The 17814-nt window shown below is 55.3% G+C and carries 15 protein-coding genes; 1 reads left to right on the top strand and 14 read right to left on the bottom strand.

The features are described from left to right. Window positions 1-163: 163 nt before the first annotated feature. From rlmH to C7820_RS24225, 3 genes are all read right to left on the bottom strand, one after another. Window positions 164-643 (bottom strand): 23S rRNA (pseudouridine(1915)-N(3))-methyltransferase RlmH, encoded by a 480-nt coding sequence (rlmH, locus tag C7820_RS24235; RefSeq protein ID WP_116233218.1) that lies wholly within the window; start codon window positions 641-643, stop codon window positions 164-166. Window positions 644-909: 266 nt separating this feature from the next. Then, window positions 910-1077, bottom strand: coding sequence for a CxxH/CxxC protein (locus C7820_RS24230; RefSeq protein WP_076172419.1), 168 nt, complete (start codon window positions 1075-1077; stop codon window positions 910-912). 111 nt (window positions 1078-1188) lie between these two features. Next, window positions 1189-2442 carry a S1C family serine protease gene (locus tag C7820_RS24225; protein WP_116233217.1) on the bottom strand — a complete coding sequence of 418 codons (1254 nt, stop codon included), beginning with the start codon at window positions 2440-2442 and terminating at the stop codon, window positions 1189-1191. A 698-nt stretch (window positions 2443-3140) separates the two neighbouring features. Between C7820_RS24225 and C7820_RS24220 the strand changes: the two genes are divergently transcribed. Next, window positions 3141-3347, top strand: coding sequence for a hypothetical protein (locus C7820_RS24220; protein WP_105445384.1), 207 nt, complete (start codon window positions 3141-3143; stop codon window positions 3345-3347). Here the strand turns inward: C7820_RS24220 and C7820_RS24215 are convergent. The 11 genes from C7820_RS24215 to C7820_RS24165 all read right to left on the bottom strand — a co-directional run bounded on the left by C7820_RS24215 (window position 3316) and on the right by C7820_RS24165 (window position 17806). After that, window positions 3316-4122 (bottom strand): MBL fold metallo-hydrolase, encoded by an 807-nt coding sequence (locus C7820_RS24215; protein ID WP_116233216.1) that lies wholly within the window; start codon window positions 4120-4122, stop codon window positions 3316-3318. The two genes, C7820_RS24220 and C7820_RS24215, sit on opposite strands and share 32 nt — an antisense overlap. Beyond that, window positions 4122-4925 carry a two-component system regulatory protein YycI gene (yycI, locus tag C7820_RS24210; RefSeq protein WP_116233215.1) on the bottom strand — a complete coding sequence of 268 codons (804 nt, stop codon included), beginning with the start codon at window positions 4923-4925 and terminating at the stop codon, window positions 4122-4124. The genes C7820_RS24215 and yycI overlap by 1 nt, the downstream gene beginning before the upstream one ends. A 275-nt stretch (window positions 4926-5200) precedes the next feature. Next, window positions 5201-6487 carry a YycH family regulatory protein gene (locus C7820_RS24205; protein ID WP_116233214.1) on the bottom strand — a complete coding sequence of 429 codons (1287 nt, stop codon included), beginning with the start codon at window positions 6485-6487 and terminating at the stop codon, window positions 5201-5203. After that, window positions 6484-8247, bottom strand: coding sequence for a cell wall metabolism sensor histidine kinase WalK (walK, locus tag C7820_RS24200; protein WP_397334223.1), 1764 nt, complete (start codon window positions 8245-8247; stop codon window positions 6484-6486). Before walK ends, C7820_RS24205 begins: the two co-directional genes overlap by 4 nt. A 75-nt stretch (window positions 8248-8322) precedes the next feature. Further along, window positions 8323-9057 (bottom strand): response regulator YycF, encoded by a 735-nt coding sequence (gene yycF, locus C7820_RS24195; protein ID WP_116233212.1) that lies wholly within the window; start codon window positions 9055-9057, stop codon window positions 8323-8325. 226 nt (window positions 9058-9283) lie between these two features. Continuing rightward, window positions 9284-10855 (bottom strand): peptidoglycan DD-metalloendopeptidase family protein, encoded by a 1572-nt coding sequence (locus tag C7820_RS24190; protein WP_116233211.1) that lies wholly within the window; start codon window positions 10853-10855, stop codon window positions 9284-9286. Window positions 10856-11102: 247 nt separating this feature from the next. Next, window positions 11103-11843, bottom strand: a complete 741-nt coding sequence (locus tag C7820_RS24185) for a hypothetical protein (RefSeq protein WP_116233210.1) — start codon at window positions 11841-11843, stop codon at window positions 11103-11105. A 525-nt stretch (window positions 11844-12368) separates the two neighbouring features. After that, entirely contained in the window at window positions 12369-13649 is a 1281-nt protein-coding gene (locus C7820_RS24180; protein ID WP_116233209.1) for an adenylosuccinate synthase, read from the bottom strand. Between the two features lie 350 nt (window positions 13650-13999). After that, window positions 14000-15361, bottom strand: a complete 1362-nt coding sequence (gene dnaB, locus C7820_RS24175) for a replicative DNA helicase (RefSeq protein ID WP_076172441.1) — start codon at window positions 15359-15361, stop codon at window positions 14000-14002. A gap of 1 nt (window position 15362) precedes the next feature. Then, window positions 15363-15806, bottom strand: a complete 444-nt coding sequence (gene rplI, locus C7820_RS24170; RefSeq protein ID WP_116233208.1) for a 50S ribosomal protein L9 — start codon at window positions 15804-15806, stop codon at window positions 15363-15365. Beyond that, window positions 15803-17806, bottom strand: a complete 2004-nt coding sequence (locus C7820_RS24165; protein WP_116233207.1) for a DHH family phosphoesterase — start codon at window positions 17804-17806, stop codon at window positions 15803-15805. The genes rplI and C7820_RS24165 overlap by 4 nt, the downstream gene beginning before the upstream one ends. Window positions 17807-17814 lie beyond the last annotated feature (8 nt).

Below are 17814 nucleotides of genomic sequence, written 5' to 3'. Positions count from 1 at the left end.
GCAATCACTTCTCACTTGCTGAAGAATCTGAAGCGACTGGATCCGTCGCCAAATTCAGCAGGCTTTGAAACAATTGATTTTTTTGACATTAGTCATTCGTAGCGCATAATGCCTCAAACAGACGTTTTTAAAGATCTCCAGGCAGGAAACAGCAGTTTTCGCCCTACTTGTGATACGGTTCTCCGCGATTAATCTTCACCGCGCGATAAATCTGCTCCACCAGCACCAGCCGCATCAGCTGGTGCGGCAGGGTCATGCGCCCGAAGCTCAAGCGCTGCTGAGCGCGGCGCAGCACCTGATCGGAGAGCCCGTGGCTTCCTCCGATCACGAACACGACATGGCTCGTCCCGTAGGTGCCGAGCCTGTCGATCTCGGCGGCCAGCTCCTCCGAGCTCCAGAGCTGGCCGCCAATGGCGAGCGCGATCACATGCGCGCTCTCTTTAATGTGCGCGAGGATGCGTTCGCCCTCGCGCTCCTTCACGATCGACACCTCGGCTTCGCTCAAGGTGTCAGGGGCCTTCTCGTCCGCGACCTCTACCATCTGAAATTTGATGTAAGGCGTCAGCCGCTTGGCGTATTCCTGGATGCCCTGCACCAGATACTTCTCTTTTAGCTTGCCGACGCCGATAATTTGAATCAGCATGAATACCCCTCCACCTATCTTTTTACGTGCCTTGAATATATGAAGCACACCATAAGGGCTTATATTCTCCAAATCTGCTCGCCAAACCGTCGATATCACCGATGATCTTCGCCTTAAAAAGCTCGCTTAAAGAACAGCCCTTCATCGAACTATCAAATTGCATTTCAAGAACCCGATCCACTCTTCCAAAAAGTAAAAAAGAGCGTGTCTCCACGCTCTCCCATCGCTATTCATCTCTTCATAGCATTTCCTGCGAAACCCTGCGGCTACACGACCAAGAACTTGGCCGGCTGTTCGCAGTGCGCGCACTGCACGGGCGGGTCCCAATCGGAGAACTCCGTCTCCTTCAGGTCCACGATATCCGGCGCGTCCTCGTACTCGTCGACGAACATATCGATCGCGAGCTCCACATGGTCTTTACAAACGACAAACATAAAATGGCATCCCCTTACAATTGCACACAATGTACGTATTTCTGGCTGGTCAATTCCGAAAACCTATGACTCTCATTATATCCGGTTTTGGGCCGGATCACACGTCCTATTTTAGGAATCCGGCTTGTCGGCGAGCTTGACATCCACAGTCTCCTGCTGGCCTGCACGGTAAAAGGTGACCTTAAGCATGTCGCCGATCTTCACTTTGTCATACAGGTACTTCTTCAGCTCCAGCGTAGTCTTGATCGGGTCCCCGTTGAACTCCGTAATGACGTCGTTCAGCTTCAGTCCGGCGTCCTTGGCAGGTCCGATGGCATCCAGCACCACCACGCCGTCTTTCACGTCCGCCGGAAGCTTCAGCTCCTTGCGCTGGTCTTCATCCAGCGGAGCGTACGGATTGTTCAGGTCCACGGTGTACACGCCCAGGTAAGGACGTGAGATTTTGCCGTATTTCATCAGCTCATCCACCGTCTTCATCACCTGATCGACCGGGATGGCAAAACCCAAGCCTTCCACACCGGCATCGGAAATCTTCATCGTGTTGATGCCGATCACTTTGCCGTTCAGGTCCACCAGCGCGCCGCCGCTGTTCCCTTCATTGATGGCCGCGTCGGTCTGGATTACTTCCTGCTCCCAGTCGTACACGCCGTCCTGGTTCAGCGACACCGGCACGACCCGGTTGGTGTAGCTGATGATGCCGGACGTCAGCGTATCCCCGAGCCCGAGCGGATTGCCGATGGCGAACACCGTCTCCCCTAGGCGCAGCTTTTTAGAATCGCCCATTTCGGCCACATCGGCAATGTTCTTGTCGTCCACCGACAAGACGGCGATATCCGTCACTTTATCGGTACCGACGAGCGTTGCCTTTTTCATGTCCCCGCCGACCGTCATCACTTCCAGATCCTGTGAGCCTTCAATGACGTGGTTATTGGTGATGACATATGCTTTGCCGTTCTCCTTCTTGAAAATGACCCCTGATCCGAGCGCCGAATCCTCCAGGTCGGCCGTCCCCTTGTCCGCATCCTTCGCATCTTTATAGTTCACGATGCTGACGACAGTTGGGCGGACTTTGGCCGCTGCCTGAACGAGCCGGTCAAACGGATCTCCGCTGCCGTCCAGCGGGGTTGAAGTCACGGCACTGACCGCCGCCGTCTCCCTTGTATGGGAAGGAAGGCCGGTGATGAGGCTGAACAGGAGCACCGCCACTACCGCACTGATGACGGAGCTGACCGTCGCCACGAACAGCGTGGACGTCCCCCGGCTGCGCCTGCTACTGCCCCACACCCGCTGTGCGGGATATACTTTGCGAAGGCTCCGCCGTTTGGAAATCTTGGTCGAATAAAAATCGTCACGAAACAGCCCCATGTGATCCTCTCCCCTTTGTTGTAACGCATCCCGAAAATCTTGTGAGATTCATCCATACAGATGCCTTTGACGAGAAATGAAAAATATCCGTCGCCAATGGCCGATCTGTATAACTAATGACGTGGCGGCATGTTCTAATAAGCTTCTAATCGTTCAGACTGCCTATACTATTAATAACTGCTTCCAGCTCACCAAGGTTGCACGAGGCAGACCCTTTATTTTTTACATCACCACATTGGGCCGAATCTAAGCAGTAAATTTGAAGCGTTGAAGTCTCAGTCACTCACATTCGTATGTATGGAATTCGCCCACGTTGACTTCGGTTTCTCTCTCTATATAGATTGAACTATAGCTTTGAACTTCCTGCTATAACAGCCCACTAGGCGGCCTATAACATTCATTCCTTAGCCTATTCTATACAGCATATGAGATTTATTTTCATAGAAACAGGAATGTTTCCGGCATATACAGACTAGAATAAAAGTAAAGCCTGATGAAACTATGAAAAAGGCGAAGCATGACCTGTCTATGCTGCAGGCTGGACACCAGTCAAACCCGCTGTATGCAAGCCCTCGCGGACATTCATGCGGTATAGTTATTGTAACATAAGTGGGGCGGTTGCCCTAATCTTTTATCGCTTGCGTCATTGGTGGGTTATGGAATTGAAACGATGTTGAAAAACAAGGAGGAACGGACTCATGGAACGATTTCCGTCTTCGATGGACTATGTGAATATGATGGCCAAGCTGGGGGATTTAAAGGACGAGCACTACCGCAATACCCTTGCCTTAAGCACGATCATTGAACTGCTCATTGACAAGGGCATTCTCACCCGTGACGAGGTAGAGAGAAAAGCGGCTGAGCTCGACGCCTTTATGGCTCACTCACCTTATCCCACGGTGTAGGCCGGTCGTAGTAGGTGTCGCACAGTTTAAACTCGCTGTCTTTATAGAAGCATCCCCGATCTTCCATCCCGGTACGCACGGTCATTTTGGCCAAATCCATCTGATTATGGTCCCGGCTTAAATGTGCCAGATACGTCCGCTTCAGGTCTCCCGTCAGCAGCTCGCTCATCGCCTCGCCTGCGGCATCGTTGGACAAGTGCCCAAGGTCGCCCAGAATGCGGCGCTTGGTGTTCCACGGGTAACGGCCCATCCGCAGCATCTCAATATCGTGATTCGCCTCCAGCACGAGCACGTTCGAGCCGCTGATGGCCTGCTTCACCTTATCACTCATATAGCCCAGGTCCGTGGCCACGCTCAGCTTCTCATCCCCGTCGTAGAAGCAGTAGCCCACAGGCTCTGCCGCGTCATGCGATATTTGAAAAGACTCCACCCGCAGCGATCCGAAATCCCGCACTTCGCCGCTGTCCATCACGATACGGTTTTCCTCGGCGATTTTGCCGACGGATTTGTTGATCGCCTCCCATGTCTTCTCGTTAGCATAGATTGGCAGATCGTATTTGCGGGCCACGGCACCGAGCCCTTTAATATGGTCGGAATGCTCATGGGTGACAAGAATCCCGTCAAGTTCCTCTCCCGACAGCTCCCGCTGCTCCATCAGCTCGTCGATCCGCTTGGCGCTAAGCCCGGCATCGATCATCAGCGTCGTCTCTTCGTTTCTTACCACGGTTGCGTTCCCCGTCGATCCGCTCGACAGAACGGTAAAAGATATGCCCATCATCCCTGCTCCTTTCCCTCTTCATCCCTGGGGCTGTTCACGGTCACGTCACCGCTGATCCCCTGTACGTAATAAATTTCTCCGCTCTCCAGCGTGAACCGCCATGATGGCGCGGCCACCTGGCTCTCCGAGTTAAATACCTGGCCGTAATAGCCCAGCTGAATATCCTTTATGGACGAACCTTCCGGGATAAAAGCGTCCACTAACCGTTTTAGTGCCCCGGATGCCGGCAAAATCTTCTGCTCCTGCTCGTCCTCCATCGGGGCGATTTCCACCAGCGACTGGCGGTAGGACACGATTTTCTGCTCGCTGTAGTACAGCTCGAGCTGATCGTTGAACAGCGGCCATTTGCCATCCACCAGCGTATGCATGACGAACCGGCCCGCGGCGCCGGCAACTTTCACCCGTTCCAGCTCCGCTTCCGTCATCTCCTGACTCGCCTGAGGGTCATACCGGTAATTGCCGAACTCAGGAATCTGGTCGCCCAGGGCGTCCACAAGGTCGGTACCCATAAAGATCAGCTTGCTCTCGACCGGCTTCTTCAGCGTGACCGGCTTGCCGATGCTTTCCCCGCTCACGTAGTGGTAGGAGATTTTGGGCAGCGCGGGCGTCATGCTCGGAATCGGGCACAGCAGCTGAATCGATTTTTCCTCCATCGCCTTCTGCGTGCTGTCCGCCAGGGAGGCAAAGTCCAGATTGGTGTCCGCCTGTTCGCGCACGTCGGCCCACAGCTGGTAGCCCAGCACCAGGTTCAGCAGCAAAAAAGCGTAGATCAGCACATTTTTGGCCCGTCCCCAATCCATTCCTTGCCCTCCTTTTACCCGAAATTTGATCCCGCATGGTTCCCCATAGCTTCGGCTAACCCAATATTTCCAAGCCTCGACACGCGATCCAGCCGATCGTTATGAAAATGGAGCTTTGCTCCTTCTAATCAACCTTTCATGCTAGATGCTGCATCCGTTATTGCCCCTAAATACAGCAGCAAGATATAGATTGGGAGGCAGAATTCCCTGCTACTCCCACCTTACGCCACTCTTTTCCATCGGTCAACCCGCATCATGCCAAGCCTGGCGTCCTTTTAGCGGATCACCGTCACGGCGCCGCTCTCCTGCTTCACCGCCCAGACCGGCGTCAGCTTCAGTCCTGTTCCGGTCTTGGTCAGCTCCGGCAAATACGCCGGATATAGATCCTCGATCGCCGAGTCCTTGTTGATCCGGCTCAGCTTCTCCTTGAGCTCGGCACCGCCCGGCAGCTTCACCATCGTCTTATGCTGCTCCCCGGATTTCATATAGATCAGGGAGCGCTCATAGGCCGACACGGTGCCCTGCTGCAGGTTCAGCCGGATCGTGCCGTAATGGAAATTAAGCGTGTCCAGGATCGGATAGGCGCCGTAATACTGCTGGAACACGATTTGGCTGCGGTCCTCTCCGGTGCCCGACTGGCCGAGCCGGTAGGTTCCATTCCAGCCGCCATGCTCGTTGACGAAGTCAACGGCAGCCAGCGCATCCTTCCCGTCGCTGCTCTCGCCCGCCGGCGGCGCGGCCGGATCGGTGTAGCTGATCCACTTCTGCTCCTGCCGTACCTGGAGGCTCCGCTTGCTGTCCGTATAAATCTCCGATCCGTCCTTTTCCTGGATGTAACGGGTAATGCCGGGGTCGAAAAAGAGGCTCTGCTGCATCTGCTCCACCGTATAGACGCCGATATTGACCTCAGCCTCCACCATCTGGATGGACGACTGCGGCACATAATACTTGCCGCCTGCCTCCGAAGAGTAAGCCGTCCATTCCTTGCCGAAATCGACATGCTGCTGCACGTCCTGCACGGTCAGGTCAACTTTGCCGGCTTCATAGACGACGTCGCCTTCCGTACTGAAGAACATCGCATGCGTCTTGGAATCGTTCGGCGACGTGTAAATCCAGATCCGGTCGATGCGCTCGGCTTCAAACAGCGAATCCGGCGCGATCTGCATGACGCGCTGGAGCAGCGAAACCGGGATCCCCGATCCGAAGGTCAGCTCGATCCCGGGATCCTCATTGCGGATCTTGCTCCAGTCCGTGTTCTCCACCGGACGGCGCTGGAAGCTCTCGAAGCTGCGTCCCTTCAGACGCGAGTAAATCAAGTTGTAGAACGTGGAGTTCGGGTAGAAGACGGTATGCTTGCCTTCTCCCATATGAATCTGCATTTTATCCGGATAAATGAGGTTCTCGGCGCTCTCCTCCGGCCCCATGTTGTCCGTCTTGATATAATTGTTCTCCGTTTTGGTGATCGAATCCCCGCCCGGCAGCCGGTAAATCAGGTAATAGCTCTGCACCAGGCTGCCGGCCACGAGCAGCGCCAGCAGGATCGATTTCATCTTCTCCTTCATGAGGCGCTCCCCCCTTCGTCACCCAGAGGCAGCGTAAACGTCACCTTCGTGCCCTGCCCAAGCTCCGACTGAAGGGAAATGGTGCCGCCGTGGGCGAGCACGATCTCGCGGGCGATGGACAATCCGAGTCCGGTGCCGCCCATGTTGCGGGAACGGGCCTTGTCCACCCGGTAGAAGCGCTCGAAGATCCGGTCCAGGTCCTTCTTCGGAATGCCGATGCCGGTATCCTGCACCGAAATGGCGAGCAGACGGCCTTCGGTCAGCGCCGCTTCCATCGTGATGCTTCCGCCGGAAGGCGTATATTTGAGCGCATTGGATACGAGGTTGTCCAGTACCTGATCGATCTGGTCCCGGTCGAACGGCGCCTTCTGAACCCCTTCCTCCACGCGGACTTCCGCCTGAATGCCCTTCTGCTGCATCTGAAAAGAAAAGCGGTCCGACACGTCCTCCAGCATTTCCAGCACATCGGTCGGCTGCTTGCGCAGCAGCGCCTCCTTGTTGTCCAGCCTGGACAGATGGAGCAGGTCCGTCACGAGCCGGATCATCCGCTCCGTTTCGTTCTGGATGACCCCGACAAACCGTGCGGCCAGCGGCGGATCGTCCAGCGCCCCGTCATCCAGCGCTTCGGTGTAGCTCTTGATCGTCGTGAGCGGTGTGCGCAGCTCATGCGACACGTTCGCCACGAACTCACGGCGTGACGCCTCGAGCTTCTCCTGCTCCGTCACATCCTGCAGCACGGCGATCGTGCCCGTGATGCCGAATTCGCGGCGGTGAATCGGAGTAAAGGTCACGCGCACCATGTAATGGCGCGATTTCTCCTTCTCCTCTTCCGGGCTGATCTGCAGCAGCATCGTCACGTACGTTCCTTCCGTGAACGTGTCCGCCTGCTCCGGCGTCAGCCCCAGCACTTGCGCGATATCGCTTCCGGCCAGCTCATCCTCGTCCACGCCAAGGATCGCCCCGGCGCGGCGGTTCATCAGGATGACCTTGCCGGCCTCGTCCGTGGCGATCACGCCATCGCTCATGTTGGTCAGGATCGAAGCGAGCTTCTCTTTCTCCTCTTCGTTCTGGATCAGCGCTTCACGCAGCCGCGAAGTCATATAGTTAAACGCCTCGCTGAGCTGGCCGATCTCATCGTTGCCGAATACGGGCATTTTCTGGTCGAAGCTGCCCTCGGCCACCGCGGTGGCGTGGTTGGTCATTTCCTTGATCGGGTGAGTGATCGTATGAGCCAGAATGACGCCGAGCACGCAGGTCATCCCCAGCGCCAGCAGGATGCCGGAAATAAAAATGTTGTTCACCCGGCCCATCGTATCGTACAGCTCCTTCATCGAAGCGACGATGTAGATGGCGCCGACGATTTTCCCGTTGTTCATAACCGGCTTCGCCACGACCTTCTTGCGCACATTGTCTTCATCGATGACGTATTCCTCATTGTCCTTGATGCCCTGCAGCGCCCGGCTCACGACCGTTTGCGTGTTCTTCTTCCCGACATAGTCGGCATGCGAAGGGTAAGAAGTGATCAGCACCTTGCCGCTCGCGTCAAGTACCTGGATTTCCGCCCCGTTCAGGTTGAACAGATTGTTGACGATCGCCCCCAGGCTCTCCACCGGATTATTCTCTCCCGTATCTCCGGTGCCTCCCAGCTTATCCGCCGCAAGCACCGACAGCAGCTCCGCCCGCTCCTGCAGGTCCTTCGTAAAGTTGCTGGTCAGGGAATTTTTCATCGCGCTGACAAAATACACCCCGATCAGCTGCATCGCGATCAGGATCAGCAGCACATAGATGATGATCAGCTTCGCCTGGATTGTGCGGAAAAAGGAGGGCCATTTCATTTACAGGCCCCCGTTTTTGGGACTTCGCATGACGTAGCCAAGCCCCCTCCGGGTAAGGATGTATTCCGGCTTGCTCGGATTCTCCTCGATTTTCTCGCGCAGACGCCGGATCGTCACATCGACGGTGCGGACATCGCCGAAGTATTCAAATCCCCATACCGCCTGCAGCAGATGCTCCCGTGTCATGACTTTGCCCGCATTTTTGGCCAAGTAATACAGCAGCTCGTACTCCCGGTGCGTCAGATCCAGCGCTTCGCCGTCCTTGTACACCAGATACATATCCGTATCGATAAACAAGCCGAACAGCTGCACGCCCTGCTTCGGCGCTGCCGCGGCAGGCGCGGCGGCCGCCTCCGTACCGCTCGGTTTGTTCTGGCGCCGCATCTGCGCCTTGACCCGGGCCAGCAGCTCGCGCGTGCTGAACGGCTTGGTGACATAGTCATCCGCCCCAAGCTCCAGCCCCAGCACCTTGTCGATCTCCTCGTCCTTGGCCGTCAGCATAATGATCGGCAGCTCCATCCCGGCGGCGCGCACCTCGCGGCACACGTCCATGCCGTCCTTGCCGGGCAGCATCAGATCCAGCAGCATCAGGTCCGGCTGCGCAGACAAGGCCATTTCCACGGCGCTCACGCCGTCAAAGGTACAGATGACCTCGTATCCCTCTTTTTCCAAATTGAATTTCAAAATATCGGCAATCGGCTGTTCATCGTCCACGACCAAAATGGTTCCCTGCATCGGCTGACCCCACCTCTTTTTCTCTCCGTACTTGTTGACACTGTCCTTTCCATTTTACCATACCTGGAAGCCCGTCACATCCCGCAGAGCCGCAGTTTTGACAGTAATCCTTTCCTTTTCATGAAAATTTCTTGCAAACCTCCGCCATCCCACTAAAAAAGCACGGCCTCCCTCAGGAGACCATGCTTTGAATATAAATATATGATAGCTGTATCCGGTTATTAACTCAGTTCAAATATTTCATCGGGTTCTGAATCGAACCGTTCTTGTGGATCTCAAAATGCAGGTGGGTGCCGGTCGAATGTCCGGTGCTGCCCATGATGCCGATTTTTTCGCCTTGGCTTACTTTTTGACCGCTGTGAACCGAGATGCTGTTCAAATGTCCGTACAGCGTTTCATACCCGTTGCCGTGACTGATGATGATGGCGTTGCCATAGCCGCTGATTTGACCCGTAAAGGAGACCGTGCCGTCGTCAGCCGCCATGATCGTCCGGTTGCCGGATACCATGTCGATGCCCTTATGCATCTTACCCCAGCGGGTGCCGTAAGAGCTGGATATGATATGGCCGCTCACCGGCCAGGCGAACTGTCCGGAGCCTCTGCCCGGAACTTTCGTTCCTTGCAGGACGACCTCTTTGAGCGAAGACTTCACGACCGTTTGTCCGAGCCACTGCTCGCTGACGACCTTTCCGTTCTCCTTCGTCACCTGATAGGTCATCACCTTCAGGCCTTCCTGTCCGGGCCGAACGACCTTGGTCTTGCCGGCCGGCAGTTCCTTGCTCTTGCGGATTTCGATTTCCGGCGCAGTCGATACCTGTTCGGTCACCTTCTCGACCGTCTTCACCGTAATCGGCGGCTTCGGTACGGTCAGCTTCAGCTGATCGCCGATCTGCAGGTACTTCTCCTTCACACCCGGATTGTTGCTGTAAATCTCCTTCTGGCTGATCTTGAACTGGCTCGCGATCGTGCTGATCGTATCGCCTTCCTCCACCGTGTATACGAGCGGCGCTTCCTGCCCCGTCGTCAGCAGCTTGGCTGCCTCCGCAGCGGTCAGCACTTTGTTCGGGTCGGCTTTGACCGGCGCTACCGTCACTTTCTCCTTAATCGACACCTTTTGGACCGAAGCTCCCGGTGTATTCGCGGCTTTCGCCGAGGAGGTTGTAGCCGCCATCTTCTTCAGCTTCGTTTCCGCCTTGTTCTTCCCGCTGGCCGCAGTAACTGCAGCCTTCGGCGCGAACTTCATCTGCGCCTGTTCCAGCGCGGCATCCACCGTGGCCTGGTCCTTCACGATCCCGACGACCTTGCCGTTTACTTTCAGCTCCACACCTTCGGCATATGCCTTAAGCATACCGTCCAGCTTCTTGAGCGTGTTATCCGTATCAGGCTTGGCCTGAAACGCCTTCTCGACCTTCGTCGTGATGCCGTCCGTCTGGAGCACCATCTCCACACCCGGATATTTATCTTGATATTCCTGCTGCTTCTGGCTGAACAGCTTATCGATTTGAGAGGGATCCTTGACCGTCCCGATTTCCTGATTATGTACAAGGACATGATAATACGGGACCATATTGGCATTGACGTATTGATTGCCTGCATACACAAGTCCAGCGATCACGATGACCGCACCGGCCGTACCCGCGATCCATTTCCGTGTAGCGCTCCATTTCCGCCCTTGGGATTCGGTTCCAGGCGTCGCAGCGCCCATATGCTGATGTTCATCCTGCTTTCCGGAGAGTTGCGCGGAATTTGTCGAAGCTTGATTATTCTCCTTCCAGCGGTTACCTTTAAAACCCTTCATAACTCTCTCCTTGTTTGCTTTGTATGCTTTTTCAAAAATGACGAAAAAGTTAAAATTTTGATACCTTTTTACACAATCTATACTTTAACACAACGTTTACAAACAATTCAACTCTCGGCGCACAGCAAAAAACCCGCGTCCGGCGCGGGTTTGTGTTATTTACCTATAAGTGGATTGCGTCGCTTTAATTCATTAAAAAGGTTACAACTTCCTCCTTTGGGTTTGATCGCCCAGTGTTTCCAGCCGCCTATTGCTCCAGCAGTTTACTAAGCGCGGCATATTCTTCCTTCGTCAAATACTTGGAGATTGTGTCTTCTATTGTCGATAATTCTTGCTCGGTCAGGCCGTCCTCCATGGCGGCCGAAATTTTTTGCATTTCCGATTGCGGCAGCTTTTTCATCAAAATGTTAAAAATCTGCTCCTTCTCCGTCGCGGTCAGCTCATCTTTCTTCTGGATCATTTCGTCCGGACTGATGACGACCTGCTGATCGGCTGCGGACTGGCCGCCCATGGCTGATTCGCTCAGACCTTGCCCCATAACGGGCAGTGCGTCGTCCGATGCATCCGTGCCCTCGGCGTCCGCAGTTCCTCCCGTCTCCGTACCGGTCGTGCTGCCGCTCCCCGATCCCGCCTCGCTGGCGTTGGTTCCAGTCTGGGACCCGGCTCCGGCCGTTTCTCCCGCTCCCTCCGTGCTGCCTGTTCCGTTGTCGGCCGTATTCGTGCTTCCCCCCGACGTCTTGCTGTCGTCCGCCGCATGAGCCGTGCTGGACGCCTCTTTATCGGGCTCCTTCTCCTTGGTGGTGTTCAAACCCAGCATTCCCTTCATTATGCCACCGATGCCCGTCGGCTGGCCCTCCAGTTGAATGTTAAAGCTGGCCAGCAGCGATTGGACATACATATTCACGACAGCTCCCGTCGTAAGTACCGTCAGGCCGCTGATCAGCACCACAGTCAGCACCGTTTTAAGCAGCCATTGCGCTATCTTCATGGCGCACCTCCTCCTTTGCCCTTCCCGTCTCATATCCAGGCTGTTTCTCGGCATTCCAGCCTTTACTCTTTGTGGCGACCTGTGACGACCTATTCATGCCAATACGTATGATTGTCTGTTATTAGAGCGTAATCGCTACGGGCCAGGCCGCCCCCATTCTGCACCGTTCCGACTCTATCAAAGTCACGGTCGCCGAACTCTATGAAACGGCGCTGTTCAATAGAATGAGCTGAAGGCATCCTGTAAACCTCAGTGCATTCTATCTATCTAGCAGTATTGACGGGAAGCGGAGGATTCAATCCTGCGGTACGCAAAATAGCCCCAACAAAGTGGGGCTTATGCTTCGATGCTTATTCCAGATACTTTTACGCAGACTCCACAACAAGGAAGCCGACTCCGCGTGGTTTATACTTTTATTACATCATCAAAAAAGGCCACCCTGACGCACTTGGCGTCGAGGTGACCTCTTCGATCAAAACGGATATCTATTCGCCTGCTACCAGGCTATTGTACGCTGATTACTGATTAATAGATCGGCAATACCTGATTGGTCTGGTTCCGGTTGCGTCCTACCGAGAAGATGGCAATCGGAATACCTGTGAGCTCGGATACGCGGTTAACATAGTTGCGTGTCGTTTCCGGCAGATCGTCCAGCGTCTTCGCACCGGAAATATCTTCGTGCCAGCCCGGCATTTCTTCGTACACCGCTTCACATTCGCCCAGCATTTTCAGGCTCGACGGGTAGTGAGTGATGATTTCCCCGCGGTATTTGTATCCGGTGCAGATTTTAACCGTATCGAGACCTGTAAGCACGTCCAGGGAGTTCAGCGACAGTCCTGTCAGGCCGCTGACACGGCGGGCATGGCGGACCACGACGCTGTCAAACCAGCCGACGCGGCGTGCACGTCCGGTTACGGTACCATACTCATGGCCCTTCTCCCGGATATAATCGCCGATCTCGTTGTTCAGCTCGGTCGGGAACGGTCCGTCACCTACACGGGTCGTGTAGGATTTGGCCACGCCAATAACCTGCTGGATTTTGGACGGCCCTACGCCCGATCCGATACATACGCCGCCCGCGGACGGGTTGGACGAAGTTACATATGGATACGTGCCTTGGTCGATGTCCAGCATGACCCCTTGCGCACCCTCAAACAGCACCTTGCGGTCTTCGTCGATCGCATCGTTCAGGACGACCGAGGTATCGGTAACGTACTTCCGGATCTGCTCTGCATAGTCCAGGTACTGCTTCAGCACTTCCTCGACGTCCAGCGGCTCCCCGCCGTACATTTCGATGACCTGGTTCTTCTCTTTCATCAAATGGCGGAGCTTGAGTTCAAACTCCTCGGGATCCATCAGATCGGAGATCCGGATGCCGTTGCGTGCCGCCTTGTCCATGTAGCATGGGCCGATCCCTTTCCGGGTCGTGCCGATCTTGTTCGGCCCTTTGCGGTCTTCCTCCAGACCGTCCAGCACCATGTGATACGGCATAATGACATGCGCGCGATCGCTGATTCTCAGATTGTCCGTCGTAAATCCGTTGTCGTGAATGTATTGGATCTCGTCGAGCAGTGCCGCCGGGTTGATGACCATCCCGTTGCCGATGACGCAAATTTTATCGGAATAAAATACGCCGGATGGAATCAGGCTGAGCTTATATTTTTTACCGTCAATCAGAATGGTATGACCGGCATTGTTGCCGCCTTGATACCGGGCCACCACATCGGCGCTTTCTGCAAGATAATCCGTAATCTTGCCTTTGCCCTCGTCTCCCCATTGTGTTCCCACAACGACTACTGTTGACATGTTCATTCCCCCGCTTGGTGTGTACCACCGCATTTTAATTACAAGCTTATTTCATTATGTTTACCTGCAAGTATGATTATGCACCATTTCAAAGCTGCCATCGTCAAAGGGCATGTAAAACCCTCACACGTTCCAGTGTCCCCTACCATGAGACGAGCGCTGGACTGTGCTAAAGCAGCATTACCAGTGTAACAGTCCCCATTTTCAAAGTCAAATAAAAAACGAACAATTGCACTAACTAAAGTACAATTGTTCGGAAATAAGACAGGCATTCTTAGAAATACGGATAACCATTTATAAGATCGGTTGGATCTATCTATCTGTTCTCGCGAACATCATCGCCGGCTTCGCTACATCGCGAATGCGTCGGTGTGCGTCCGCTCGTAATTGACGAACTTATTGAAATTCTTCATGAAGACCAGTTCGACGGTGCCCACCGGACCGTTACGCTGCTTGGCGATAATGATCTCGATGATGTTTTTCTTCTCCGTCTCCTGGTTATAGTAGTCGTCGCGGTACAGGAACGCAACGATATCGGCATCCTGCTCGATGGAACCCGACTCACGAAGGTCACTCATCATCGGACGCTTGTCCTGCCGCTGCTCTACGCCCCGGCTGAGCTGGGACAGAGCGATAACCGGCACGCTGAGCTCACGCGCGATCTGTTTCAGTGTACGGGAAATTTCGGATACTTCCTGCTGGCGGTTCTCGCCGGCTTTGCCGCGTCCCTGGATCAGCTGCAGGTAGTCGATTACGATCATCCCGAGCCCCTTCTCCTTCTTCAGACGGCGGCACTTGGAGCGGATATCCGCAACGGTAATGCCTGGCGTATCATCGATGTAAATTTCGGCCTCCGCCAGGGAAGCGATCCCCATGGTCAGCTTGGCCCAATCTTCATCGGTCTTGAAATCACCAGTACGCATCAGGTTGGCATCCAGGTTGGCTTCGGCACAGATCATCCGGTTAACGAGCTGGGGCGCTGACATCTCCAGACTGAAGATCGCGACCGTTTCTTTCGCACGCACCGCCACGTTCTGGGCGATGTTCAAGGCAAACGCCGTCTTGCCGACGGAAGGACGGGCAGCCACGATAATCAGGTCGGAACGTTGGAAGCCGTTCGTCATCCGGTCCAAATCGACAAAGCCTGTCGGTATGCCGGTGGTGCTTCCACTCTGTTGGTGCAGCACCTCAACGCGCTCGAACACTTCCATCAGCACGTCGCGGATGGCGACAAAGCCGCTGCCGCTGCGCCGGTTGGAAATCTCCAGAATGCGCCGCTCGGCGTCGCTCAGCATGCCGGATACGTCTTCGCCACCGGTGTAGCCTTCGCTGACGATCTGCGTCGCTGTGCGGATGAGCCGCCGCAGCATGGATTTCTCTTCGATGATCTGGGCGTAATACTCCACATTGGCCGCTGTCGGCACCGCATGTGCCAGCTTCGCCAGGTAGCTGACGCCCCCGATTTCCTCCAGCTGTCCCTTGTCCTGCAAACGCGAGGTTAAGGTAATGAGATCAATCGGCTGGTTCTCTTCTCCAAGCTGGATCATCGCCTCATAAATCAGCTGATGCGGCACATCGTAGAAATCCTCGGGCGTAACCCGCTCCATCGCGGTGATCATAGCCTCGCTCTGCAGCAGAATCGCACCTAGAACCGCCTGCTCCGCCTCCAGATTTTGCGGGGGAATCCGGTCGAAAAAGAGCTCTCCGCCCATCTTATTCCTCCGTGACCTGGACCTTCAGCGTAGCTTTGACATCCGGATGCAGCTTCACGGTCATCTGCGTTACGCCCAATGTCCGGATCGGCTCATCCAATTCGATCTTGCGTTTGTCGATCTTGATGCCTTGCTGCGAAAGTGCATCCGCGATTTGCTTGCTCGTGATGGCTCCGAACAGCCGTCCGCCTTCCCCGGCTTTCGCTTTAAGCTGTACGGTCATCTCTTCCAATTGTTTGCCGAGAACCTGTGCTTCCTCTTTCTCCTGCTGCTTGCGCTTCTGTTCGGCCGCGTTCTGGTTCTCCAGCGTCTTCATGTTACCCTCGGTTGCCACACGGGCGAGACCGCGCGGAATAAGGAAATTCGTTGCGTAGCCTTCCGATATATCTTTAATGTCCCCTTTTTTGCCTTGACCCTTAACATCCTTGATAAAAATGACTTTCATTCGAACAACCCCTCTTTCTCCTCAATTTGTGCAAGAACTTCGAGTAGCCGGGCCTCCGCTTCCTTAACGGTACCCTTCAGCTGCACGGCAGCATTGGTCAGATGGCCTCCGCCGCCGAGGCGCTCCATCACGACCTGCACGTTCATCTTCCCGAAGGAACGGGCGCTGATCCCGATCAACCCGTCCGGACGTTCACTGATCACGAAGGAGGCCACCACATCCGTCATGTTCAGCAGCGTATCCGCCACCTGCGCAATGAGCAGCTGCGGGATGACCGTTCCCGGACTCGTGACGGCCAGAGCGATATGATCATATACCATTTTAGCATGCTTAATGATATCTGACTTTGCCAGATATTCCTGCAGGTCTTCCTTCAGCATCCGCTGGATCTGGATCGTATCCGCTCCGCTCCGGCGGAGGAAGCCAGCCGCCTCAAACGTCCGGGAACCGGTATGCAGCGCAAAATGCTTCGTGTCCACCGTAATCCCGGCCAGCAGCATGGTCGCTTCCAGCGGCGTGAGCTGGATTTTCTCATGGATATACTGCAGCAGCTCCGTCACCAGCTCGCAAGCGGATGAAGCGTACGGCTCCATGTACACGAGCACGGCGTCGTTGATGAATTCTTCGCCGCGGCGGTGATGGTCGACCACGACCACCCGGCTGGCGTGATGAACCAGCTTCGGTTCGATCGTCATGGACGCCTTGTGCGTGTCCACTACGACCAGCAGGCTGTGCGGGCTGATCAGCTGCAGCGCCTGCTCCGGCGAGATGAAGCGCTCGACGAGCTTCTCGTCCTTCTGGACCTGGGTCATCATCCGCTCAATGGACGGGTTCGTGCCCGGGAGCACGATGTACGCTTCCACATTGTACATCTGCGCCGCCTTCAGCACGCCGATGGAGGCACCGATGACATCCATATCCGGCATCTTGTGCCCCATGATGAACACCTTGTCGCTCTCCTGCATCAGGTCGCGCAGCGCATGCGCGATGACGCGCGCCCGGACCCGCGTGCGCTTCTCGACGGCGTTGGACTTGCCGCCGTAGAAGGACAGCCGCTGGCCGGCCTTGACGGCCGCCTGGTCGCCGCCGCGCCCGAGCGCCATGTCGAGCGACGACTGCGCCAGCTCGCCCAGCTCGCTGATGCTGTCGGGGCCAAAGCCCAGCCCGATGCTCAGCGTCATCGGTACCTTCAGCTCCGCGGTCATTTCGCGGACCTCGTCAAGAATGACAAATCGGCTTTTCTCCAGCTCCTGAAGCGATCTGTAGTTCAGCATCATCAAATACCGGTCGGACGACAAACGCCGCAGATACACTTCGTAATGCTTCGCCCATTCCGTGATTTCGCTGGTCACCTTAGCAATGAGCGACGTGCGCTGCTGATCATCCATACCCTGGGCCGCTTCGTCCAGGTTATCCATCATAATAATGCCGATCGCCAGCTTCTCGGCCTCGTATTTCTCCCGGAGCACGACCATCTCCGTTACATCGTACAGATAGATCAGCCGCTCATCGGTATTCAGGATCAAATGGTAGTGCAGCTCGCCCACCTGGATTTCCGTCTCGATCTCCTTGGGCCCGTCCTTATGCGCTTCCCGGCCGCCGTCCCTTTTCTCGGCAAGCAGCGGCATCAGATCAGGAAACAGCTCGGATAGGCTAGCACCCACAAGTGATTTTTGACCGAACATGGTACAGACGAACCGGTTATTCCATTCAACCACGCGGTCCTCGCTGTACAGCACGATCCCAAAGGGCAGCGTATTGATGGCTTCCCCTTCGACCCGTTTCACCCGGAAGGAGAGGCCGTTGATGTATTCAAGCAGTTTTTTGCGGAAGTCCATTTCCTTCTTCAGCACCGCATAGCAGAGCGCTACGACAAGGCAGAGGCTGACGATTCCCAGCGCCCAGTTATATCGGGTCACAATAATGACCAGAACCAGCATCAGCGCAAACGCCCAGACGGTATAATAGCCGTGCCAGCGTTTCTGTAGAAATTTAGGCATGACACCCA

This window comes from Paenibacillus sp. VMFN-D1, from assembly GCF_003386155.1.
GTDB lineage: Bacteria > Bacillota > Bacilli > Paenibacillales > Paenibacillaceae > Paenibacillus_AQ > Paenibacillus_AQ favisporus.
This window is presented reverse-complemented; position numbering and strand designations above follow the sequence as displayed.